21 protein-coding genes are annotated in these 22,504 nt (G+C 69.6%); 14 read left to right on the top strand and 7 right to left on the bottom strand.

Annotation, left to right across the window (positions count from 1 at the left end; translation table 11 throughout):
* Positions 1-11 precede the first annotated feature (11 nt).
* From ACYQ1K_RS15060 to ACYQ1K_RS15045, 4 genes are all read right to left on the bottom strand, one after another.
* Positions 12-698, bottom strand: a complete 687-nt coding sequence (locus ACYQ1K_RS15060; RefSeq protein ID WP_459983925.1) for a riboflavin kinase — start codon at positions 696-698, stop codon at positions 12-14.
* 557 nt (positions 699-1,255) lie between these two features.
* Complete coding sequence (locus ACYQ1K_RS15055) at positions 1,256-2,095, bottom strand: transglutaminase family protein (RefSeq protein WP_459983924.1); 840 nt, start codon at positions 2,093-2,095, stop codon at positions 1,256-1,258.
* Positions 2,096-2,097: 2 nt separating this feature from the next.
* Positions 2,098-3,024, bottom strand: a complete 927-nt coding sequence (locus ACYQ1K_RS15050) for an alpha-E domain-containing protein (protein WP_459983923.1) — start codon at positions 3,022-3,024, stop codon at positions 2,098-2,100.
* Complete coding sequence (locus ACYQ1K_RS15045; RefSeq protein ID WP_459983922.1) at positions 3,018-4,598, bottom strand: circularly permuted type 2 ATP-grasp protein; 1,581 nt, start codon at positions 4,596-4,598, stop codon at positions 3,018-3,020. The genes ACYQ1K_RS15050 and ACYQ1K_RS15045 overlap by 7 nt, the downstream gene beginning before the upstream one ends.
* A gap of 182 nt (positions 4,599-4,780) precedes the next feature.
* On the opposite strand from ACYQ1K_RS15045, the gene urtA reads away from it, so the two are divergent.
* The 11 genes from urtA (at position 4,781) to ACYQ1K_RS14990 (ending at position 14,075) form a co-directional block, all read left to right on the top strand.
* On the top strand, positions 4,781-6,058 hold the full coding sequence (gene urtA / locus ACYQ1K_RS15040) for an urea ABC transporter substrate-binding protein (protein ID WP_459983921.1): 1,278 nt from the start codon (positions 4,781-4,783) through the stop codon (positions 6,056-6,058).
* An 85-nt stretch (positions 6,059-6,143) separates the two neighbouring features.
* Positions 6,144-7,025 carry an urea ABC transporter permease subunit UrtB gene (gene urtB / locus ACYQ1K_RS15035; RefSeq protein ID WP_459983920.1) on the top strand — a complete coding sequence of 294 codons (882 nt, stop codon included), beginning with the start codon at positions 6,144-6,146 and terminating at the stop codon, positions 7,023-7,025.
* Positions 7,022-8,173: an urea ABC transporter permease subunit UrtC gene (gene urtC, locus ACYQ1K_RS15030; RefSeq protein WP_459983919.1), complete on the top strand. Its 1,152-nt coding sequence runs from the start codon at positions 7,022-7,024 to the stop codon at positions 8,171-8,173. Before urtB ends, urtC begins: the two co-directional genes overlap by 4 nt.
* The gene (urtD, locus tag ACYQ1K_RS15025; protein WP_459983918.1) at positions 8,170-8,925 is read left to right on the top strand and encodes an urea ABC transporter ATP-binding protein UrtD; all 756 of its coding nucleotides are present in this window, start codon (positions 8,170-8,172) and stop codon (positions 8,923-8,925) included. Before urtC ends, urtD begins: the two co-directional genes overlap by 4 nt.
* Positions 8,918-9,610, top strand: coding sequence for an ATP-binding cassette domain-containing protein (locus ACYQ1K_RS15020; RefSeq protein ID WP_459983917.1), 693 nt, complete (start codon positions 8,918-8,920; stop codon positions 9,608-9,610). The genes urtD and ACYQ1K_RS15020 overlap by 8 nt, the downstream gene beginning before the upstream one ends.
* Positions 9,611-9,620: 10 nt before the next feature.
* Positions 9,621-9,923: an urease subunit gamma gene (locus ACYQ1K_RS15015; protein WP_459983916.1), complete on the top strand. Its 303-nt coding sequence runs from the start codon at positions 9,621-9,623 to the stop codon at positions 9,921-9,923.
* Between the two features lie 10 nt (positions 9,924-9,933).
* Positions 9,934-10,254 carry an urease subunit beta gene (gene ureB, locus ACYQ1K_RS15010; protein WP_459983915.1) on the top strand — a complete coding sequence of 107 codons (321 nt, stop codon included), beginning with the start codon at positions 9,934-9,936 and terminating at the stop codon, positions 10,252-10,254.
* Positions 10,247-11,944, top strand: a complete 1,698-nt coding sequence (locus ACYQ1K_RS15005) for an urease subunit alpha (RefSeq protein WP_459983914.1) — start codon at positions 10,247-10,249, stop codon at positions 11,942-11,944. The genes ureB and ACYQ1K_RS15005 overlap by 8 nt, the downstream gene beginning before the upstream one ends.
* A gap of 5 nt (positions 11,945-11,949) precedes the next feature.
* The gene (locus tag ACYQ1K_RS15000) at positions 11,950-12,621 is read left to right on the top strand and encodes an urease accessory UreF family protein (RefSeq protein ID WP_459983913.1); all 672 of its coding nucleotides are present in this window, start codon (positions 11,950-11,952) and stop codon (positions 12,619-12,621) included.
* Complete coding sequence (gene ureG, locus ACYQ1K_RS14995) at positions 12,614-13,345, top strand: urease accessory protein UreG (RefSeq protein ID WP_459983912.1); 732 nt, start codon at positions 12,614-12,616, stop codon at positions 13,343-13,345. The genes ACYQ1K_RS15000 and ureG overlap by 8 nt, the downstream gene beginning before the upstream one ends.
* Entirely contained in the window at positions 13,326-14,075 is a 750-nt protein-coding gene (locus ACYQ1K_RS14990) for an urease accessory protein UreD (RefSeq protein ID WP_459983911.1), read from the top strand. Before ureG ends, ACYQ1K_RS14990 begins: the two co-directional genes overlap by 20 nt.
* Positions 14,076-14,085: 10 nt before the next feature.
* On the opposite strand, the gene ACYQ1K_RS14985 is transcribed toward ACYQ1K_RS14990, so the two are convergent.
* Complete coding sequence (locus ACYQ1K_RS14985; RefSeq protein WP_459983910.1) at positions 14,086-15,171, bottom strand: substrate-binding domain-containing protein; 1,086 nt, start codon at positions 15,169-15,171, stop codon at positions 14,086-14,088.
* A gap of 107 nt (positions 15,172-15,278) precedes the next feature.
* On the opposite strand from ACYQ1K_RS14985, the gene ACYQ1K_RS14980 reads away from it, so the two are divergent.
* The 3 genes from ACYQ1K_RS14980 (at position 15,279) to ACYQ1K_RS14970 (ending at position 19,520) form a co-directional block, all read left to right on the top strand.
* Positions 15,279-15,722 (top strand): MarR family winged helix-turn-helix transcriptional regulator, encoded by a 444-nt coding sequence (locus ACYQ1K_RS14980; protein WP_459983909.1) that lies wholly within the window; start codon positions 15,279-15,281, stop codon positions 15,720-15,722.
* Between the two features lie 282 nt (positions 15,723-16,004).
* A complete protein-coding gene (locus tag ACYQ1K_RS14975) occupies positions 16,005-18,374 on the top strand; it encodes an ATP-binding protein (protein WP_459983908.1) in 2,370 nt (789 codons plus the stop codon).
* Positions 18,375-18,875: 501 nt separating this feature from the next.
* Positions 18,876-19,520 (top strand): phosphatase PAP2 family protein, encoded by a 645-nt coding sequence (locus ACYQ1K_RS14970; protein ID WP_459983907.1) that lies wholly within the window; start codon positions 18,876-18,878, stop codon positions 19,518-19,520.
* Between the two features lie 18 nt (positions 19,521-19,538).
* Here the strand turns inward: ACYQ1K_RS14970 and ACYQ1K_RS14965 are convergent, their stop codons facing one another.
* Together ACYQ1K_RS14965 and ACYQ1K_RS14960 are read right to left on the bottom strand one after the other, a co-directional pair.
* A complete protein-coding gene (locus ACYQ1K_RS14965) occupies positions 19,539-20,477 on the bottom strand; it encodes a diacylglycerol/lipid kinase family protein (RefSeq protein WP_459983906.1) in 939 nt (312 codons plus the stop codon).
* Positions 20,478-20,880: 403 nt separating this feature from the next.
* Positions 20,881-22,368, bottom strand: a complete 1,488-nt coding sequence (locus ACYQ1K_RS14960) for a serine/threonine-protein kinase (RefSeq protein WP_459983905.1) — start codon at positions 22,366-22,368, stop codon at positions 20,881-20,883.
* Between the last annotated feature and the right edge of the window lie 136 nt (positions 22,369-22,504).

The following is a 22,504-nucleotide window of genomic DNA, read 5'->3' as shown; positions in this document are numbered from 1 at the left end:
CAGTCCCTCTCTCAGCGCGCGATGGTGGCCAGGTCGTCGACGTCGGGGAAGCGCCAGACGAGGTAGCCCAGAGGTAGGCCGGTACGCCCGGCGACCCACTCGTGGCTGAGCTCACCGGGTGCGGCGTCGAGCACAGCGTGGATGATCCGGTCGGTCCTTGCTGCTGCGCGAGCGCGGATCGTGGCGCGCCTGTCCTGGCGAGCCCGCGCCTGTGGGTCGCGGCGGCGCCGCGGCTGTGGCTCGGGCTCGAGCAGATGGGCCAGCCCGTTGCACCATGCCCACCACCTGGTCGCCTCCACGTCCAGGTGGAGCTGACGCACGAGCGTCGCGGTGTCGACGAAGCGGTGCTGCGGCCGCAGCCTGACGTGGAGCTCGATGCGCACGGCCCTGCCGTACAGGTCGCCGGAGAAGTCGAGCAGGTTGGCCTCCAGCAGGCGCAGCCCGTCCTTGCCGTAGTAGGTCGGGCGGTGACCGACCGACACAGCGGCGATGTGCATCGGGCCGCTGGCAGCAGGATCGATCTGGAGCGTCCCGGCGTACACCCCGTCGAGCCTCACCTGGTCGGTGTCGCGCACATTGGCGGTGGGGAACCCGAGCATCCGCCCGCGCTGGTCGCCGTGCTCGACCACGCCCTCGACCACGATGACGCCGCTCAGGTCGTCGATGGACTCCACGGGAAGGGGTGCTGTCTCGGTCACGATCGTCTCCTCCGCTGTCGCCGAATGCGACCACCGTGGCGGACAGCGGTTTCTGTTCCGTCACCGAGGAGTCGCTGGATGATTGCGCCGATCAGGCGAGGCGAGGGGCCAAACACCGCTGCCCCGGCCGTCAAGGGAGCCCGGTGTGGCCGGGGCAGCGGGTTTGACCGGCAGGACGCGAGGGATCAGATGGGGGGACCGTCTCGCGTCAGGTGCCGTCGTTGAGCGCCCAAACGTGGGGGAGCGGTGTTTGGGTCATGCGCTCGGTGCGACGTTAGACCGGCGAAAGGGACCGCAGATGGCGGCGTTCCGTAACAATCCGGTGAACTGACCGGTGCGCCCGGTCTCTGAGGCCCAGGGGCCGACGCCAGGTCTAGACCATGTGGCGACCCTCGCAGCGCGATGTGCCAGGCCAGGCTCACACTCGCAGAGTGAAGATGCTCCGTAGGTGGCGCCGCAAGTGGCGGTGCAGACGACGGTACGGCGCCGGCCGGTGCCCGCACATCGAGCTGCACTGACCGCTCCTGTTCGGCCGCTCCTGTCCGCTTCGGTCTGCGTCACGCGATCCGGGTGACCTTGACGTCGACGAACATCGAGGAGGTGCCGGCTCCGGTGAAGATCCCGGAGAGCGGACGCACATCGGAGTAGTTGCGTCCGGCGGCGACGACCACGTGCCGGTCGGCCGGGGCGGTGTCGTTGGTGGGGTCGTAGCCCTGCCAGCCGCCGTCCCACCACTCGACCCAGGCGTGTGACTCGCCGCCGACGGTCATCCCGATCTCGGGGTCCTTGCCCGGGTGCAGATAGCCCGACACATACCGGGCTGGGATCCCGAGCTGGCGCAGTCCGCCGATGACCAGGTGGGCCATGTCCTGGCAGACACCGGCGCGGGCCTTCCAGGAGTCGGCGGCCCGGGCGTGCACGTCGGTCGATCCGGCCACGTAGTCGACCTCGTCGTGGATCAAAGAGCAGATCGCTCGCGCGGCGGCGGCTGGCTCGGGGCTCTCCGACCGGATCTGCGCGAAGCGGGCAGCGAGGTCGTCGGGCGCACGCACGCGGTCCCGGATCTGCAGGAGCTCGGTGAATCGATCGGTGATCCGATCCGACCCGAGCTCGTCCCAGCTCAGTCGTTCGGCGGGCCGCTCCCGACTCTCGGTATGCACGGTCGCTGTGGCCGAGACCGTCAACGACTCATGCGGGTCGAGCACTTCGAACGCGGTGACCTGGGAGCCCCAGTAGTCCCGGTAGGTCCAGGTCCACGGCGCCGGATGGACGTCCAGTCGAGAGTGCGCGACGATCTGACCCGGTCCGGTCTGCGGGGTCAGGCGGGCTTCGTTGTACGACGCGGTAGCGCCGCCCTCGTAGGTGAACCCTGTCGTGTGCACGATCTTGAGCTGCATCCTCACCACCGTCCCGGGTTCCAGATGGTCGCCACCGAGCCGGCGAAGTAGCGGCGGGTGACGGCGTCGGTCGCCTGGGCGCAGGTGCGCTGCAGGCGTTCCATCTCGTGCGGCAGGTCGGTCAGGACATCGGCCAGGGCGCGGTACTCCAGCTCGGCACGGCTGCGACCCAGGAGCCGTTGGGCCTCGTTCTGGAAGCCTGCCCGCTGGCCGGAGGACTCCAGGTTCTCCAGGCAGAGCTCGGCGCGGCTCAGTGCGAACACGACCGAGCGCGGGAACAGCCGGTCGAGCACCAGGAACTCCGCGGCTTCGCGGTCGGTCTCCAGACCCTTGTAGGTGCGCAGGAAGGACTCATATCCTCCGCACGCCCGCAACGAGGTCGTCCATGCCGACGACGTCGACAACGACGCCGCCGCCACCAGCCGGGCGGTCATGTCAGCGCGCTCGATCGAGCGGCCGAGCATCAGGAACTGCCAACCGTCGTCGCGCGGCATGGTCGCGTCCGCGGTGCCGTTGATCAGGGCCGCCCGGTCGCGGATCCAGCCCATCGCGAGCGGCGGCTGCATCTCCTCGAACCGCCCGCTGGGGATCACCCGCCAGGTGGTGTTCACCGCCTCCCACATGGAGGTCGACAGCGTCTCCCGTGCTCGGCGCGCGACCTCACGGGCGTTGCGCAGCGTCGCGTGGATGGAGGCGGGGGAGTCCGGGTCGTAGGCGAGCCGCTGCAGCAGCTCGTGCGTGCCGACCGGCTCGTCGGCGATCACCGGCACGCCCATGATCGCCAGGACGCTCTCGCAGGTGGCCTGCACGTCGACGGTCGGGTCGTCGACGAGGAGCTGGGTCTGGACGTCGAGGATGCGGGCGGTGTCCTCGGCGCGCTCGACGTAGCGCCCGATCCAGAAGAGCGACTCGGCGATCCGGCTCAGCACGTCGGCTCCTGTTGCTGTTGCTGTTGCTGCTCGGCCTGGGCCTTGCGGCTGTCACCGACCGGCCCGCCGTCCATCGGGGTGATGGCAGGCGGGCCTACGGTGGGCGTGGTGTCGCGGACCACCTGGGTGACCGCACCCTCCTCGGCGAGCACCCAGGTGTCCTTGGAGCCACCGCCACGCGAGGAGTTCACGATCAGCTCGCCCTCGCCCAGTGCGACCCGTGTCAGTCCGCCGGGCAGCACCCAGACCTTCTGGCCGTCGTTGACCGCGAACGGGCGCAGGTCCACGTGCCTGGGCTGCATCCGCCCGCCGATGTAGGTCGGCACCGTGGAGAGCTGGACCACGGGCTGGGCGATCCACGCCCGGGGTTCGGCGAGGACCTGGGTGCGCAGCTCGTCGAGCTCGGCCGGGCTGGCGGCCGGGCCGATCACGATGCCCTTGCCGCCGCTCCCATCCACCGGCTTGACCACCAGCTCGTCCAGGCGGTCGAGCACCTCCTCGCGGTGCTTCGGCTCGCCGAGACGCCAGGTGTCGACGTTGGCGAGGACGGGCTGCTCGCTCAGGTAGTAGCGGATCAGGTCAGGCAGGTAGGTGTAGACGAGCTTGTCGTCGGCCACACCGTTGCCGATCGCGTTGGCGACGGTGACATTGCCCGCCCTGGCGGCGTTGACCAGGCCCGGGCAGCCCAGGAGCGAGTCGGCACGGAAGTGAACCGGGTCGAGGAACTCGTCGTCGACCCTGCGGTAGATCACGTGCACCTGTTGCAGCCCGTTCGTCGTCCGCATCAGCACCCGGCCACGGGTGCAGACCAGGTCACGGCCCTCGACGAGCTCGACGCCCATGGTCCGGGCCAGCAGCGCGTGCTCGAAGTAGGCGCCGTTGAAGGCGCCCGGGGTCAGCACCACCACGGTCGGATCGGCGACGCCGGCCGGGGCAGCGGCGCGGAGCGCGGCGAGCAGCTTCTGCGGGTAGCCGCCGACCGGTCGGATCCGGTGCTGCCCGAAGGACTCCGGCAGCGTCGTCGATATCGCTCGGCGATTGGTGATCACGTAGGAGACGCCGGACGGGATCCGCACATTGTCCTCGAGCACGCGGAACTCGCCGGCATCGTCACGGACGAGGTCGATGCCGGAGACGTGCACGCGCACACCGTTCGCCGGCTCGATGCCGAACGTCTCACGGGCGTAGTGGCTCGACGTGGTGATCACGCTGCGAGGGATGACTCCGTCACGGAAGACGTCGCCGGGGCCGTAGACGTCAGCCAGGAACAGCTCGAGCGCTTTGACCCGTTGCTGCACACCGGCGTCGACGTGTGCCCACTCGTGTGCCTCGATCAGCCGGGGGACGATGTCGATCGGGAAGGCACGCTCCTCGCCGCCGATGTCGAACGTGACGCCCTGGTCTAGGTAGCTGGACTGCAGAGCCTCCACCCGGGCCGACAGGTCCCGGTCGGTCATCGCACCGAAGGTGTCCGAGAGATGCGCGTACGCCGAGCGCGTGCCGGAGCTGGCGAACATCTCGTCGAAGGCGGGTCCGCGCGGTGCGTACCCGTCGAACGGGTGGTGCTGAGTCACGCCCCGAAACCTAGGTCGGGAGGGTTTCGCAGGTGTTTCAGCCTCGCGACGTTCCGCGTCCAGCGCGTGACCCGAAGTTAACTCCATTTGGTAATACCTCGAAACACGGCGTCCCTAGGTTCACCTCACCGAACGGCACAACGACGTGTCACCTTGCACGGCAGAACCGAGAGGCATCCCCAGTGTTGACATCAAGCACTCGGCTGGTCGCGGGTATCGCGGCAGTCCTGGTCGCAGCCACGACCCTCACCGCCTGTGGCGGTTCCAAGGCCGGAGACGAGGCCGCGAAGCCCTCCGGCAAGTCCTGCGTGGACACGTCGGGCGACACGGTCAAGCTCGGCTTCATCAACTCGCTGACGGGGGCGATGGCGATCTCGGAGAAGACGGTCTCGGCGGTGCTGCACATGGCCGCCGACGAGATCAACGCATCCGGCGGCATCCTGGGCAAGAAGATCGAACCGGTTCAGGAGGACGGCGCGACCGATTGGCCGACCTTCGCTGAGAAGACCGAGAAGCTGCTGACCGATGACTGCGTGGCCGCGGTCTTCGGCGGCTGGACCTCGTCCTCGCGCAAGGCCATGAAGCCGGTCGTCGAGAAGGACAACGGGCTGCTCTTCTACCCGGTGCAGTACGAGGGCCTGGAGTCGTCGAAGAACATCTACTACACCGGCGCGACCACCAACCAGCAGATCCTGCCGGCCATGGAGTTCCTGAAGTCCAAGGGTGTGAAGACACTCTTCCTCGCCGGCTCGGACTACGTCTTCCCGCGCACGGCGAACGCGATCATCAAGCTCTACGCCAAGCAGCTCGGCATCAAGATCGTCGGGGAGGAGTACGTTCCGCTCGACAAGGACGACTGGACCACTCAGGTCGCGAAGATCGTCCAGGCCAAGCCCGACTTCATCTTCAACACCATCAACGGGTCGTCCAACGTCGGCTTCATCAAGGCCTACACCGACGCCGGCCTGAAGGCGGCGACAACGCCGATCATCTCGGTGTCCATCGCCGAGGAGGAGGCGCCGAACATGGGCGCATCCGTTGCCGGGCAGTACGCGGCCTGGAACTACTTCGAGTCGGTCAAGAGCCCGGCGAACGAGAAGTTCATCAAGGACTGGGTGGCCTACGACGGACCGAGCGACGTGACGTCCGACCCGATGGAGGCGGCCTACGACTCGCTGTACCTCTACAAGGCGATGGTCGAGAAGGCAGGCTCCTTCGACGTCGACAAGATCAACGCGGTCTCGGACGGGGTCTCGTTCGACGCCCCCGAAGGCACCGTCGTGGTCAACGGCAAGAACCATCACATCAGCAAGCCCGGCCTGATCGGTCAGATCAACAAGGACAACCAGTTCGACATCGTCTGGCATTCCGACGGCCCGATCCAGCCGGACCCCTACCTCGAGGGGTACTCCTGGTTCCCCGCTGCGACCCGCGAGGCGCTGGTCAAGGCAGCCGGCTGACCACGCTCGAGCCACGAGGGGTCCCGCGCCCACCCCGCGCGGGACCCTCACCACCCGCCCTCCCACTCCTGCCGAGAGGTCCTGCATGGACACCTTGATCGCGCCGCTGCTCAACGGCACCGCCGACGGCGCGCTGCTGCTCATCGCAGCGCTCGGGCTCGCCCTCACCTTCGGACAGATGGGCGTCATCAACATGGCCCACGGCGAGTTCCTGCTGGCCGGTGCCGTCTGCGCGTACTGGACGCAACAGGTGGTGGCCGACACCAATGTCTCGATCCTGGTCGCACTACCGGTCGCCTTCGTCTTCGCCGGCGCCCTCGGTCTGATCCTGGAGCTCACCCTCATCCGATGGATGTACGACAGGCCGCTCGACACCCTGCTGGCGACCGTCGGTGTCAGCCTCGCCCTCCAGCAGGTGTTCCTCCAGCTCTACCCCAGCGGGGTGCCGGTCGAGAAGCCGAGCCTGCTGGACGGCCAGCTCCACGTCCTGGGCTATGCCTGGCCGCTGCGGCAGGTGTTCACCATCGTGCTGGCGGTGAGCTGCCTGGCCGGGCTGGGAGCGCTCCTGAAGTACACCTCGTTCGGCCGGAGCATCCGTGCCACCGTGCAGAACCGCGCCCTGGCCGAGACGCTCGGTGTCTCGACCCGCTCCGTGGACCGCATCACCTTCTTCGTGGGCTCCGGCCTGGCAGGGATGGGCGGTGTCGCTGCGTCGCTGATCGGGGGCACCAACTCCCAGCTGGGCACCCGGTACATCATCTTGGCCTTCCTGGTCGTCGTCGCCGGCGGACTGGGCCAACTGCGAGGAGTTGTCATCGCAGCATGGCCGGTCGGCGTCGTCACGGCGTACCTGGCGGACTGGACGACCGGCAGCCTCGCCCAGGTCATCACGTTCGCCCTCGTCGTGATCTTCCTGCAGGTCAAGCCGCAGGGTCTGTTCACCGTTCGAACGCGAGGTCTGGCATGAGCGCCGCCGAGGTCGAGGAGGCCGCGCCGACGAAGGCCGCCCCGAAGCCGGCGCGCAGGGCCCTGCCGCGCTCTGTCGCCGGCTTCCTCCGCTCCTGGGGGTCTCTGCTCGGCATCGGCGTGTTCGCCGTGCTGCTGCTGCTCGTCGCGCCGGCGGTGCTGTCCGACTTCCGGCTCAACAACCTCGGCAAGTACTGCTGCTGGGCCATCGTGGCCGTCGGGATCGGCCTGGCCTGGGGTCGCGGCGGAATGCTGGTCATGGGTCAAGGCGTCTTCTTCGCCCTCGGTGCCTACGCGATGGCGATGCATCTCACCCTGGAGTCGGCGGGACCCGGCTCGATCCCGGTCTTCATGATCCTCTACGACCCGCTCGCGCCCCTGCCGGGCTTCTGGGTGCCGTTCCGCAGCGGAGCCTTCACGATCGGGTCGATCGTCGTGGGGCCCGTGGTCGTCGCGGGCATCCTCGGCTACGCGATCTTCAAGCGACGGGTGAAGGGCGCCTACTTCGCGATCCTGTCCCAGGCGCTCGCCGTCGCCCTGGCCTACCTCATCGGCGGCACCATCAAGCTGACCGGTGGCGACACGGGTCTGAGCGACTTCAAGTACTTCTTCGGCTACGACCTCACCGACCCGGTCAACAAGCGGATGATCTTCAGCATCGTCGCGGGGCTGCTCGTCCTGTGCCTTCTCGTCGTCTGGCAGCTCTACCGCAGCCGCTACGGCGAGCTCCTGGTGGCGACCCGGGACGCCGAGGAGCGGGTTCGATTCCTGGGCTACGACCCCGCCAACGTCAAGCTCGCGGCGTACGTTGTCGCCGCCCTGATGGCGAGCATCGGCGGCGCCTTGTTCGTGCCGATCGCCGGCATCATCTCGCCGAAGGAGATCGGAGCCGCGGCGTCGATCTTCATGATCGCCGGGGTCGCCTTCGGCGGCCGCGGGTCGCTGTTCGGACCCGCCCTCGGGGCACTGCTGCTGGGCTACGGCAGGTCGACGCTCTCCGAGCGCATGGAGGACGGGTGGATCTACATCCTGGCGCTGATGTTCATCGTCGTCACGCTGCTGCTGCCCGACGGCGTCGCGTCTCTTCCCACAAGGGTCGCGCGTGTGGCGACCACCAAGCGAGCCCCCGGCAAGGGGGTGGCGTCATGACCGGTCAGGACTACCTCGAGGTCCAAGGGCTCACCGTCGACTTCGACGGCTTCAAGGCCAATGACAACGTGGACGTGACCTTCCTCCAAGGGCGCATCCACTTCCTCATCGGGCCCAACGGTGCCGGCAAGACCACCCTGGTGGACGCCCTGACCGGCCTGGTCAAGGGGACCGGCTACGCGCGCTACGGGAACAAGGACCTGCTCTCGCTCAAGTCCCACCAGATCTCCCGAGCCGGCGTCGGTCGGACCTTCCAGACGGCCACCGTGTTCGAGGAGCTCACCGTGCTGCAGAACCTCGACATCGCCGGAGGGGTGCACCGCCGGTCCTGGAGCATGCTGCGGGCGCGACGCGGTGTCCCCGAGTACGTCCAGGAGGCGATGGAGACCGTCGGGCTGGCGCACCTCGCGGACCGGCCCGCCGGCATCCTCGCGCACGGTCAGAAGCAGTGGCTCGAGATCGGCATGCTCCTGGTCCAGGACGCCAAGGTCATGTTCCTCGACGAGACCGTCGCCGGGATGAGCCACGACGAGCGCGAGGAGACCGGCTCGCTGTTGCGCCGGATCGCACCGACACGCACGATCATCGTGATCGAGCACGACATGGACTTCGTGCGCAACTACGCCGACATCGTCACCGTGCTGCACGCCGGCAAGGTGCTGGCCGAAGGATCCGTCGCGGAGATCCAGCGCAACGCACAGGTCCAGGAGGTCTACCTCGGCCGCCGTCCGGAAGGGGCAACGCATGAGTGAGTCGATGCTCGAGCTGGTGAACGTCACCGCCGGATACGGGCGCAGCATGGTCCTGCACGACGTGAGTCTCACCGTGCCGGCCGGCCGTGGCGCCGCCCTGATGGGACACAACGGGGCCGGCAAGACGACGCTGCTGCGCGTCGCGGTCGGGCTGATTCCCGTGCGTAGCGGGAAGGTGCTGCTCGACGGCGAGGACGTGACCAAGGTGCCGACCAACCGCCGGATCCGCGGCGGGATCGGCTACGTGCCGCAGGGCCAGCTCTGCTTCCCGCAGATGACCACGATGGAGAACCTCCAGCTGGTCTCCACGGCCAGATCGGAGATCGACGAGATGCTCGACATCTTCCCGGCCCTGCGTGAGCTGCTCGCGCGACGGGCAGGGCTGCTCTCGGGCGGTCAGCGCCAGCAGCTCGCCATCGCCCGGACGCTGCTGACGAAGCCACGGATGCTGATCCTCGACGAGCCGACCGAAGGCATCCAGCCCAATGTCGTCGCTGAGATCGAACGCATCATCACCGAGCTGACCCAGCGCGGCGACCTGTCGGTGCTGCTGGTCGAGCAGCACGTCGGGTTCGCGCTTCGCACCACGGACCGCTACTACCTGCTCGAATCGGGCCGGGTCACCGCCAGCGGCGACGGCGGCGCCAGCGCCGTCGACACTGTCTGCGACGCGATGGCCGTCTGAGAGGGACGACGTGCATCTCTCTCCTGCCGACACCGAGAAGCTGCTGCTCGCCGTGGCCGGCATGGTCGCGCGGGACCGACTCGCCCGCGGGGTGAGACTGAACCATCCCGAAGCAGTCGCCCTGCTCAGCACCTGGGTGATCGAGCGCGCTCGCGACGGGGTGGCCGTGGCGGAGCTGATGGACCTGGGCCGCGAGGTGCTCAGCCGCGACCAGGTCATGCCCGACGTCGCCGCGATGCTGACCGAGGTCCAGGTCGAGGCCACCTTCCCCGACGGCCGCAAGCTCGTCACCATCCACCAGCCCATCGCCTGAGGAGACTCCCGTGGCTCATCTTCCGACCGGACCCGGCGAAGTCCGGTGCGCGCCCGGCACCGTCGTCCTCAACGCAGACCGGGGCCCGGAGGAGCGGATCACCCTGGTGATCGTGAACACCGGCGACCGCCCGGTCCAGATCGGCTCCCACATCCACCTCCCGGACGTGAACGAGGCGCTGTCCTTCGACCGAGCCGCAGCGCACGGGTTCCGACTCGACATCCCTTCCGGCACGAGCCGCCGCTTCGAGCCGGGCGCGTCCCGCGAGGTCGGCGCCGTCGCGTTGCGCGGAGCGCGTCTGGTCCCGGGGATCCGGGTGCGCCATGGTTGAGATCAGCAGGGCTGAGTACGCCGCGCTCTATGGACCGACCACCGGTGACGAGGTGCGCCTCGGCGACACCGACTTGTGGATCCAGGTGGAGCAGGACCTGACCTTCGGCGGCGAGGAGGCCGTCTTCGGCGGCGGGAAGTCGATCCGCGAGTCGATGGCGCAGTCGGGCGTCACCCGGGCTGACGGAGCCCTCGACACGGTCATCACCAACGCGCTGGTGCTCGACCATTGGGGCATCGTGAAGGCCGATGTCGGCCTGCGTGACGGCCGGATCGTCGCACTCGGTCGTGCCGGGAACCCGGACATCGCCGATGGGGTCCACCCTGATCTCGTCATCGGTCCGTCGACCGACGTGATCTCGGGGGAGGGCAAGATCCTCACCGCCGGCGGCATCGACGTGCACGTCCACTTCCTGTCGCGATCCCAAGTCCACGAGGCCCTCGCGACAGGGCTGACCACTCTGGGCGGCGGTGGAACCGGGCCGTCCGAGGGTTCCAAGGCGACGACCGTGACGCCTGGTGCCTGGCACCTGCGCACCATCCACCGCGCGCTGGACCCACTGCCCGTGAACATCCTGCTGATGGGCAAGGGCAACACCGTGTCCAGCGCCGGCCTCGCGGAGCAAGCGCTCGCCGGCGCCGCGGCCTACAAGGTCCACGAAGACTGGGGCTCGACACCGGCGGCCATCGACGCGGCCCTGAGGGCGGCCGACGAGTTCGGTCTCCAGGTCGCGCTGCACTCCGACAGCCTCAACGAGGCCGGCTATCTGGAGTCCACGTTGCGCGCCATCGGCGGCCGCTCGATCCACGCCTTCCACGCCGAGGGTGCTGGCGGCGGCCACGCGCCGGACATCGTCCGTGTCGCCGGTGAGCCGCACGTGATCCCCGGCTCGACCAATCCGACGCTGCCGCACACGGTCAACACCGTGGCCGAGCACCTCGACATGCTGATGGTCTGCCACCACCTCAATCCCCGAGTCCCCGAGGATCTCGCGTTCGCCGAGTCCCGCATCCGCGCGACGACGATCGCCGCCGAGGACGTGCTCCACGATCTCGGCGCGATGTCGATCACCTCCTCCGACGCCCAGGCGATGGGCCGGATCGGCGAGGTGATCACCCGCACCTGGCAGGTCGCGCACGTGATGAAGGCCCAGAGAGGTCCGCTCGGAACCGGCCCGGCTGACAACGAGCGTGCCCGTCGGTACGTCGCGAAGTACACGATCAACCCGGCGATCGCACATGGGATCGACCACGAGGTCGGCTCCGTCGAGCCCGGCAAGCTCGCCGACCTGGTGTTGTGGGACCCGCGGTTCTTCGCGGTCCGACCCTCGGTGGTGATCAAGGGTGGTGCCCTCGTCTTCGCCGCACTCGGCGACCCGAACGCGTCCATCCCGACTCCGCAGCCGGTGCTGATGCGCCCGACCTTGATCGAGGACGGCTCTGACCACGCGGTGACCTTCGTCGCGCCCGCGGCGCTCGAGGACGGCCTGGCCGACCGACTGGGGCTGCACCGGCGCCTGGTCGGACTGAAGCCGACCCGGGACATCGGCAAGGCCGACATGGTCAACAACACAGCGCTGCCGGTGATCAAGGTCGACCCGGAGACCTTCGCGATCGAGGTCGACGGCGAACCGATCGAGCCGAACCCCGCCACCGAGCTTCCTCTGGCCCAGCTCTACTCGCTGTTCTGAGCTCCATGACTGCCGCCACCGCCGACCTGCTGATGATGCTGCTGGGCGATGCCCGGTTGCCCGTGGCCGGGCACACGCAGTCCGCGACCTTGGAGGGCGGCACGCAGGCTGGTCTCACCGCTGCCGAGGTGCCGCTCTACATCGCGGGGCGCTTGAGAACCACGGTCCGGGTCGAGGCCGGCACCGCGGTGGTCGCGAGGCACCACCTGGCGCATGGCCTGCCGTTGGAGCCTGTGCTCAGCGCCTGGGCGGCGAGGGTGCCGAGCGCGGCGTTGCGGAAGGCCTCCCGGACCCAAGCCCGCGCGGTGCTCCGGCTCAGCGGCCGGTTGTGGCCGGACTCCGAGCCTGTCGCCCAAGCGCGCGCCCTGTCCGACGTACCCCGACTGGTTGCCGTGGCCGCCGCCGCTGTCGCGGTCGGCCTCGACGCGCCCGCGCTGGCCCGGTTGATCGGGTACGACGACGTGCAGACCGTCGCGTCGGCCGCGCTCAAGCTGCTGCCCCTCGACCCGGCCGACGTCACCGGCTGGGTGCACGATGCCTTGCCGCTCGTGGCCGGCATCGCCGAGGACGTCGCCCACCTGACCGACCCCGGCCAGATCCCCGCGAGCGCCGCTCCCCAGACCGAGCTGTGGGCCGAGGCCCACGCACACAGCACCAGGAGGTTGTTCAGTGCCTGATCTCACCACTCCCGCTTCGCGCGGGCTTCGGCTCGGGGTGTGCGGACCCGTCGGCACCGGCAAGAGCTCGCTGATCGCGCTGCTCTGCCGCGAGCTCGCCGACCGGCTCTCCCTGGCCGTGATCACCAACGACATCTACACCGATGAGGATGCTCGATTCCTTCGTGCCGCGGGCGTGATCGAGCCCGCACGGATCCGCGCGGTGGAGACCGGCGCCTGCCCGCACACGGCGATTCGCGACGACATCACGGCCAACCTGATGACGACCGAGGAGCTCGAGGCCGAGTTCGGACCTGACCTGGTGCTGATCGAGTCCGGGGGGGACAACCTCACCGCGACGTTCTCGCCTGCACTGGTCGATGTGCAGATCTTCCTGATCGATGTCGCGGGTGGAGGAGACGTGGCGCGGAAGGGAGGACCCGGCATCGAGCGCGCCGACCTGCTGATCGTGAACAAGACCGACCTCGCGCCCTACGTGGGCGTCGATCGCGACCGGATGGTCGCGGACGCCGAGGCCGCCCGAGACGGGCGCCCGGTGCTCGCGCTGTCGCGGGACGATCGGGACTCGGTCGACGCTCTTCGCACCTGGGTGCTCGACCAGCTCGAGGTCCATCGAGCCGGACGGCTGGTGCCGCAGGATCCCGGTCCGATGGCGCCCCACTCACATGGCGACGCGTTCCATGCACACGACCACCACGGGGACCATGACCACTCTGCTGCCTGAGGGCACCACGGCCCGCCGCACCCGGCTCACGGTGGAGGCCGCGGCGGGCCGTCCGCGGGTTCGCTCGGAGACGAGCGGCGACCCGCGGAGACCGTGTCTGAGGCCGGTGATCATCGCCAGCGGCGACGGGTACGCACGGGTCTGCCTGATGCCCGACGGCGCGCTGCTCCTCGCCGGCGACGCGATCCGGCTCGAGATCACCCTCGGCCCCGACGTCCACCTCGAGCTCGTCGAGCCGGCCGGCACCGTCGCCTACGACATGCGTGGTGGGCAGGCGGCTTGGGATGTCGCGCTTGACGTGGGAGAGCGATCGACTCTCGTCTGGGCGGGGGAGCCGTTCGTCGTCGCGGCCGGAGCACAAGTGTCGCGACGCACAGATGTGCGGCTCGGGGTGGGCGCTCGCCTGGCGGTCCGGGAGACGCTCGTCCTCGGCCGGCACCAGGAACGGCCCGGCTTGCTGTCGCAGACCTGGGCCGTCCGGGACGCCGACGGCGTGGACCTCCTGGTGGAGGAGATGGTGCTGGACGAGACCGCGCACCGGCCCGGCATCCTCGGTGGGAACCGCGTGCTCGGCTCCGTGGTGGCCCTGGGCTTCGACCTGCCCGAGGATGTCTGTCCGCAGGGGCGGCTCGACCTGGAGCGCGGAGGCACCCTGTGGAGGTGCCTGGCCGGTGACGCACACCGGGGAGTGCCGAACGACGCGTGGAGCGCGGTGCGTGAGGCGTGCTGATGCCCGCTGGTCAGCTCGTCCGGGCGATCCTCTCCTGGACGGCGAACCCCAGACCGTCCGCGGCAGCGAGATACACGTCTTGGTTCACCAGGTTGCCGTCGAGCCGCATGAGCCCGCGCGGACTCTCGTAGAGGTGGCCGGTCCGCATCGCCTCGGCCGAGTCGACATCGATGCGGCCGCAGACCTTCCCGAGCCGGGCGAGGAAGTGGATGGCCTCGTAGCAGGACTCGCCGACAGCGTTCAGCGCCGGAGCGAACTCCCCGAACCGCGCGTAGTAGGTGCGTTCGAGCTCGCTGCCTTCGACCGTCCCCATGCCGTCGAAGTACGCGGCGGCGGCGAAGAGCCCCTCGTTGGCCCCCGCACCGGCACCGAGCAGCGTGTTCTCCTCGACGGCCGGGCTCAGCCGCGGCAGGGCCGCGCTCAGGTCGGCACGCGCGAACTGGCGGTTGAAGTGCACCGCGTCCTGGCCCATCAGCAGCATGATCACGCCGTCGATGCCGGGACGGCGCAGGTCTGCGAGCACCTTTCCGAAGTCCGTGGTGCCCAGCGGGACGAAGGTCTCGCTCACGATCGAGGAAGGGCCATCGGCCAGCGCCTGGCGTGCCGCAGCGGCGGTCACCCGCGGGAACACGTAGTCGTTCCCGACCACCGCCCAGCGACCGACCCCGAGGTGCTCGCGCATCCAGCGGGCGGCCGGGAGCAGCTGGTTGACCGGGCGCTCGCCCAGCAGGAACAGGCCGGGGGTGTCGTCGCGACCCTCGTGCATCGCGGCGTACACGTAGACGACGCGGCCCCCGACCCTGGCAGTGATGGCCTGCCGCACCGCGGAGATGTGCCACCCTGCAACAGCCTCGACCCGTCCGGCGTCGACCAGACTGGCCACCTCTGCCGCCACCGCTGCGGGGTCCTGACCGCCGTCCACGTGCACGAGCTCGACGAGCCGCCCAGCGATGCCGTCGCGCGCGTTGAGCTGCTCGACGGCGAGCTCGGCGCAGGCCAGGCAGGAGGGACCGTAGATGCCGGTCGGGCCCTGCTGGGGGACCACGAGTGCGACCCGGAGTGTGTCTGGGTGCACGTCGCCTCCGAAGATGCTCAAGACCCGCGGGGGAGGCGAGAGTCTGGCGGTGAAGCTCTTGCGGTCGCCCCTAGGATAGGTCCACCGAGCGGCACGCTGGCCGGCGGTCTCAGCAGCCAGGGGGTCTCGTGGCCAAAGCGTCCGTAGCGGCTTCCCCGCACGTGGGCAGCCTGGTGGTCCTGCTCCGGTCTTGCGAGAGCAAGGTCCGGCAGCGTCTTCAGCCCCTGCTCGAGGCCGCCGACCTCTCCGCCGAGCACTGGCGGATCATGGCCCTCCTCCACGAGCAGCCAGGCCTGGGTGCCGGTGCCATCGCCAAGGGCGCGGTGCTCCCCAGCGCATCGGTCACCCGGCACGTCGACAAGCTCGTCGAGCGCGGCATGGTCGTGCGGCGCATCGATGCGGCCGACAAGCGTCGGGTCGTGCTGGCGCTCTCCCCGCGCGGGAAGGAGATCGCCGACCGTCTCCTCGCGGAGGAGCGCGCGGTCGAGGACGCCATCGCAGCCGGTCTCGGCGTCGAGCGCTTCAAGGCACTCGCGCGCGATCTCAGCATGCTGCCCCTCGTCCTGGAGTAGTGGGCTGAAGCGTTCGTCAACTGGCGTGGGGACGGTGTCGGTGCGCTCCCGTCAGCTCGGGATGTCGTCGGGGATGGCCGGTGATGCTGTCCGAGCGCCACGCTGAGCCCCGGTGAGTAGCCGACGGGCCGATGATGTCCGACCAGTGCTCGGCGCAGGGGACCCGACCCCTGTCGCACAGGCCGCCCTCAACTCTCAGCCGGTGTGATGTGGGGCGGATGAGCCCGCGATTTGGTGGGGGACCTTGAGCGCCTGCTGGGCTAGCGTGGCGGGTGTATGGGAATGCCTACGTCCACGCGTCGGACCGGCGACCTGCCGGCCGATGTGACCAGCTTCGTCGGCCGGAGGCGGGAGACCGCTGAGGTCAGGCGACTGCTGGGGCATGCCCGGTTGGTGACCCTGACCGGCCTCGGCGGCGTCGGCAAGACGAGGCTGGCGCTCCGGGTCGTGCGTGAGTCCAGCCGTGCCTTCGCCGATGGGGTGTGGTTCGTCGAGCTGGCGCCGGTCGACGACCCGGATCTGGTGCCGGCGGCCGTGGCGACCGCCCTCGGCGTGCCGGAGCAGTCCGGTGGCGATCGCCTGGCCTCCGTGCTGGACTTCATGAGCACCCGGTCAGGTCTGATCGCGTTGGACAACTGCGAACAGGTCATCGGTGGGTGCGCCAGTCTCGCCCGCGAGCTGCTGCGCTCATGTCCCGGGGTCAAGATCCTGGCGACCAGCCGACAGCCGCTGAACGTCGCCGGCGAGCACCTGTTCCCAGTGCCGCCCCTGTCCGTCCCCATGAGTCAGGAGGCGGCGCGGTCGGGTGCACGGAGAACGGACGCCGGCGACGTCGGCGCGGTGGCGGACGCCGTCGAGCTTTTCGTGGCCCGCGCCGAGGCGGTGGTGCCCGGGTTCCGGGTCACCGACGCCAACCGGCGCTCGGTCCTGGAGACCTGCCGGCGGCTCGAGGGGATTCCGCTCGCCATCGAGCTGGCGGCCGCGCGGTTGCGGGTGCTGTCCATCGACCAGATCGCGGAGCAGCTGGCGGACCGCTACCGACTGCTGTCCAGCGGACCAACCGGAGCCGAGCCCCGCCAGCAGACCCTGCGGAACCTCATCGACTGGAGCTTCGCCCTGTGCACGCCTGGGGAACAGCAGCTGTGGCAGCGCTTGACGATCTTTGCTCCGGAGTTCGATCTGTCCGCCGTCGAGGATGTCTGTTGGGATCCTGCGCCGGGAGGTGGGGTGGCGTTGGAGCTGTTGGCGGCCCTTGTGGACAAGTCGATCGTCATGGTCGACGCCGAGGCCAGTGCTGCGACGGCTCGCTACCGGATGCTGGACACGATCCGAGAGTACGGACGGGAGAAGCTGGACTCGTCGGGGGAGGCGCCGTGGCTGGCTCGACGCCACCTTGGCCGCTACGCGCGGATGGTGCTCGAGCACGAGGATCTGCGCTTCGACAGGCTGCCGAGCAACTGGCTCGCGCTGCTCCGTGATGAGCAGTCCAACCTGCGAGCGAGCCTCGAGAACGCGCTGGGCATGCTCGCACCCGATGCTGCCGACGTCGCCCTGCGCATGGCAGGCACCCTGTGGCTGCACTGGATCGGGATGGGCGCCTACGCCGAGGCGCGCTACTGGCTCGACCGCGCCCTGAGCCTGCCGATCGCTTCGAAGGCGGCACGTGCTCGGGCGTTGTGGGTCGACGCCTACTTCGCGCTGATGCAAGGCGATCTGGCGGCTGCCGACACGCTCCGCAAGCTCGGCCGAAGGGAAGCCGAGGAGGCGCATGACCATGTCTCCTTGAGGTTCGTGACCCAGGTCGACGGGATGGCGGCACTGTTCCGTGGCGATGCCGCGACCGCCGCCGCCGACCTCGGGGATGCGTTGGCCGGGCATCGGGCGGACGGGCACATGGTGGGAGTCGCCGACACGATGTTCTTCCTCATCTTCGCGACGTCGATGCTCGGCGATCACGATCATGCGGCGAAGCTGGGCGGTGAGTATCTGAGAATGTGGGTCGACAGGGACGACCCCTGGCAGCAGGCGTGGGCCCAGTGGTCGCTCGGCATGGTCGCCTGGCGGCGGGGCGACCGGTCCGAGGCCGACCAGACAATGCGCAGCGTCCTACGCATCATGCGTGAGTACGACGACCGGACCGGCATCACGCTCTGCCTGGAGGTGATCGCCTGGGCTCGAGCAGCCGACGGACGCGATGAGAGCGCCGCGCGACTGGTCGGTGCGGTCGAGCAGCTGTGGGAGTGGCTACGCGCGCCGCCGTGGTTCGACATGGCGACCCACCACGAGAAGTGTGTCGCGGCCCTCCGCCAGAAGCTCGGTGCCGAGGCGTTCGAGTCCGCCCGCGCGCAGGGCCGCCGATTGGAGATGGGTCGCGTGGTCGACGACGCGCTCGGAGACGGAGGTTCTGTCGAGAGCATCGCAGCGCGGCGAGTACAAGACACACCTGCGGGCCTGACGCGCCGCGAGACGGAGATCGCGGCGCTGATCGGCGAGGGGATGAGCAACCGGGAGATCGCCGAGAGGCTGACGATCTCCGTGCGAACGGCGGAGACCCATGTCGACCACATCCTCGCCAAGCTCGGCTTCACCTCCCGAACGCAGGTCGCGGCCTGGCTCGCATCGACTCGCTCGACGGACTCGAGTCGGACGTAGCCCGTATCGCGTGTGCGGCGAGGCCGCCTCATGCCGTCGTGCGCTAGATCGTCGGCGCAACGCCCTCAACCGATCAGAGTGCAGCGAGCAGTCGATCAGCTTGGTCACGCAGCGCCGCGGCTGCGGCGCGGTGGCCCTGAACAGATGGCGGACAAGGCAGCCAGTACGGCTGGGTCACCGCTTCGTTCGCTGCGCACTCGTCCTCCCGGCTCGACATCGTTCACCTCGATGAATTGGGGGAACCTCTCAGTCGAACTGACCGAGGCCGAGCTGGAGAGGCGCCGGGAGACCGTCGTCTTGGACATGCCCTCCCCGGTCAGGGTCTACGCGGCGCCTTAGGTGGATCACGTCCTGCAGGCCGACCAAGGGTGTGGCCTTGAGCGCGCATCGACGCTTGGCTTGAGCATGCGGGATGTGACCGGGGACTGCAGTGGGGGCACGACCACCCCAGCAGACTTGTGAGCCCGGCTCTGCGATCCGCCGTGTAGTAGGTTCGCTGTCGTGACCGAGGGAACCGGCGGCGACGAGCCGGTGGTCGACGACCCGGGACCTGCCGCGGGCGCGTGGGTTGAGGTCCTGCGCGAGCTCGCGGTGATGGACCGCGCGGTGTACCGAGCAGTCGCGGACACGCCCAGCCCGACCCTCGACCGGGTCTTCCGCCGAATTTCGACGGCGGCCGATCGCTCGCGGCTCTGGTTCTGCATCGCCGCCGGCCTGGCCAGGCTCGGTGGCAGCAGGGGCCGGCGAGCCGCACTCGACGGGGTGGTGGCGATCGGGGCCACGTCGGCGACCGTCAACCTCGGCATCAAGCCCCTGGCACGGCGACGGCGCCCGGAACGCGAAGAGCACCGTGCCTCCGCCGGTCGCTACGTGCGGATGCCGACCTCCACCTCCTTCCCGTCCGGCCACGCCGCCTCGGCGTTCGCGTTCGCCTACGCCGTCGGTCGTGACCTGCCCCAGCTGGCGGTGCCGATCGGGTTGCTTGCGGGTGCCGTGGCTCACTCGCGCGTCCACACCGGTGTGCACTACCCGGGGGACGTGGTCATCGGGTCCATTCTCGGCGCCGGGACTGCCACCATGGTGACCGCGGCAGCTGACGCTGTGCGGGCGGCGGCAGCGGCGCGACGTACGCCGGGCAGCAGCTGACACGCACGGTCGGCCCGGTCATCCGGGGCGCCGTCTCGGTGGGCGCGGAACGGGCCCTGGGATCCCGGTCGGGGACACACCGGGGTGGCGGTGGGAGATCCGGACCCGGAGGGCCAGCGGCCGGATCTCGAACCGCAGCGGCGGATCGAGGTCGACGGCCTCCCCGTCGATCCCGGCATGGACGGTCTCCGATGCCCACACGTCCAAGGACGGCGTGCTCCAGGATCGCCCGACTTGACGCGGGCCGGGTTCCGGCGCGTCCAGCACGACGACGCCCAGTGTCCCGCCGGCCAGGGTCGGCCGGGTCCCAGCGGGCGGCCGCAGCAGCGAGTACGGGTTGTTCGAGACCAGCACGACCGCCGGCCGGTTGTGCTCGTGCTCCCGGTCGTCGACAAGTCGCAGCGCGGGAGCCTCCCCGTTCGGCGCCAGCACCGCCTCGGCGGTCTCCACCAGGACGCGGGCCTTGGCATCGCGATAGGTCGCACTCCGGACCGCTTCGCCGTAGATGCCGAGCGACACGTTGTTGAGGAAGAGTCGGCCGTTGACGAATGCGATGTCCACTCGGCGTTCGACACCGTGGCGGAACGCCTCGAGGGAGCCCAGCACGTCGCGTCGATCGATCCCGACGTCGAGCGCGAAGTGGTTGCGGGTCCCGGCCGGCACGCAGACGAAGGGCAGGTCGTGCTCGGCCGCGGCGGCGGCCACGACGGCCAGGGAGCCGTCTCCACCGGCCATCCCCAGCGCATCTGCCCCGTCACCCACCGCCCTCTGCACCAGGTGCCCGACGGTCTCGTCGGCAGTGAGCTCCAACACCTCGATCCCGAGGTCTCGGGCCCGCGCGACCAGGCCCAGCCTGGCTGCCACTCCCTGACCGGATCGTGGGTTGACCAGAAGCACCGGGCGCCGCGGTGGGTCCACCGGCCGCCAGCTCTCCCGTGGGTGCGCTCGTTCCGCCATCTCGGTGCCTCCGCCTCGTCCGTCGCCGCCCTCAGCTCCCACCCTCCTCCACAGCGCCACGGTGCAGGTCGGTCGTGGGGCCGATGGATCCGATGTGTCAGCTCTGCGGTGGTGTCAGCTCGTGCTCAAGCTCGATGACGTCATTGTCGGCCTTGGAACGCTGGATGGCGGCTTGGCGATTTGTGCCCGATACGACGAACGTCGACAGGAAGATCGCCTCGAGGGAGACGATCAGCGTGAGCGTCGCCGGTTCTCTGTGGGCGACTTCCGGCGGTCCCCGCTGGGGCCGCGCATCTGCCGTTCGACCTGGGCGAACTGGTGTCGCGGCGTTGCTCTGAGTGCTCGGCTGTTCGTGCTTGTCGCGGGCTGGACGTCGTGCTGGGGCGCGGTGCGAGTCCGTCCTTCAGGAGGGGATGGCTCCGCGGTCCTTGCTGATCAGCCAGTCTCCGTCGATCCGCTTCACCTGCAGCTGGCGGGTCTCGTCCTCCTTGCCGTGGCCGGTGGTGTAGGTGAGGTGCACGGTGACGACGTCGCCGGCCGTCGAGACGGCGTCCACCCTGACATCATCGATGGTGCGCCAGAACGCGACGTAGTTGTCATAGCCCCCGATCTGGCGCTGAACGTCCTTGCTCAGCTTCTCCCATGCGCTCCGTGTGTCACCCGGGAGTGCCGCGTAGTAGTCGGCCACGGTCCGCGCTCGGCTCCCGGTCGCTGCGGGTGACGAGCCGGTCGCAGAGGGTGGCGTGGATTGCGCGCCGGACCGCGCCGTCGGGGTCGTGGTGGAGACCGTAGACGGGGCTGGCCGGCTCGTGCGCTTGGACTTGCCGTTGCTCGGCGGTGTCGACGGCCCGGTGGTCCGTCCGCCGGTGCTGGGGTTGTTGCTCGCCGTCGGGCCGGGGTCGCCGCCGCCCTGGAGCAGGATGATCGCGCTCCCGGCGATCAGCAGCAGGATGAGCGCCCCGACGATCAGCGGCCAGCGTAAGCCTCGGCCGCGTGGGGGTGGGGGCGGCAGGGGGACCGCGTCCGGGCTGGGGGTCGAAGTCGGCACAGTGGCGTTGGCTGAGGCGTTGGCGAGGGTCCCGGGGGGCCGGTGCTTCTCGTGGAGCCGTCGCAGGGCATGGGCAGCATCAGCCATGGTCCAGCGAGCGACGGGATCGGGATCGAGCATCCGGCCGATCGCGTCGGTGAGGAACCCGGCATGCGCCGGGCGTGGGGGACGGGTCTCGGCGATCGCGGTGAGGATGGCGATCGGGTTGCTGCGCTCGGCGACCGGCAGCCTTCCCTCGACGGCGTTGTAGAGCGTGGCGCCGAGAGCCCACACGTCCGCGGCGGGCGAAGGCTCCGCACCACGCGCGAGCTCTGGTGAGAAGTAGAGCGGGGTGCCCATCAGGATGCCCGACCGGGTCAGCTGCTCCTCGCCCTCGGTGCGGGCGATCCCGAAGTCACTGATCTTGGCGTCGTCGCCTGCGATCAGGATGTTCCCGGGCTTGACGTCGCGGTGCACGGTGCCGCGCGCATGTGCGGCCGCCAAGCCGTCGGCCACCTGCGCACCGATGGCGGCAACCCGCTCGGGGTCGAGCCGGCCCTCCCGGGCGATCAGCTGCGAAAGCGTCTCGCCTGGGACGTATTCCATGACCAGCCAGATGTGGTCGTCGGCCTCGACTGCGTCGAAGACCGACACTACGTGGGGGTGGTTGAGGGCCGCGGAGGAGCGTGCCTCGCGCAGAGCGCGGGCAAGGTCGGGCGCCGACTCGCCGGGCAGGAGGCCGACTTGCTTGACGGCGACCTCTCGGCCGAGCACGGTGTCGCGGCACAGCCAGACCGTCCCCATGCCGCCACGGCCGACCGCGCGGAGCACGAGGTACCGTCCCGCGATCGTCTCGGGTCTCATCGACGTGCCTTTACCCGAACACGGCCGCAGGCATCCCCGGGATCAGGGGTCGCGGACGCAGATGAGGCCTCGGTCCGCTTCTCAATGGCACAAGCAATCGGGTGGCCGTACGACGCCGGCCCTGTGAGCCGACTGA

This window comes from Nocardioides sp. AN3, from assembly GCF_054653495.1.
This window is presented reverse-complemented; position numbering and strand designations above follow the sequence as displayed.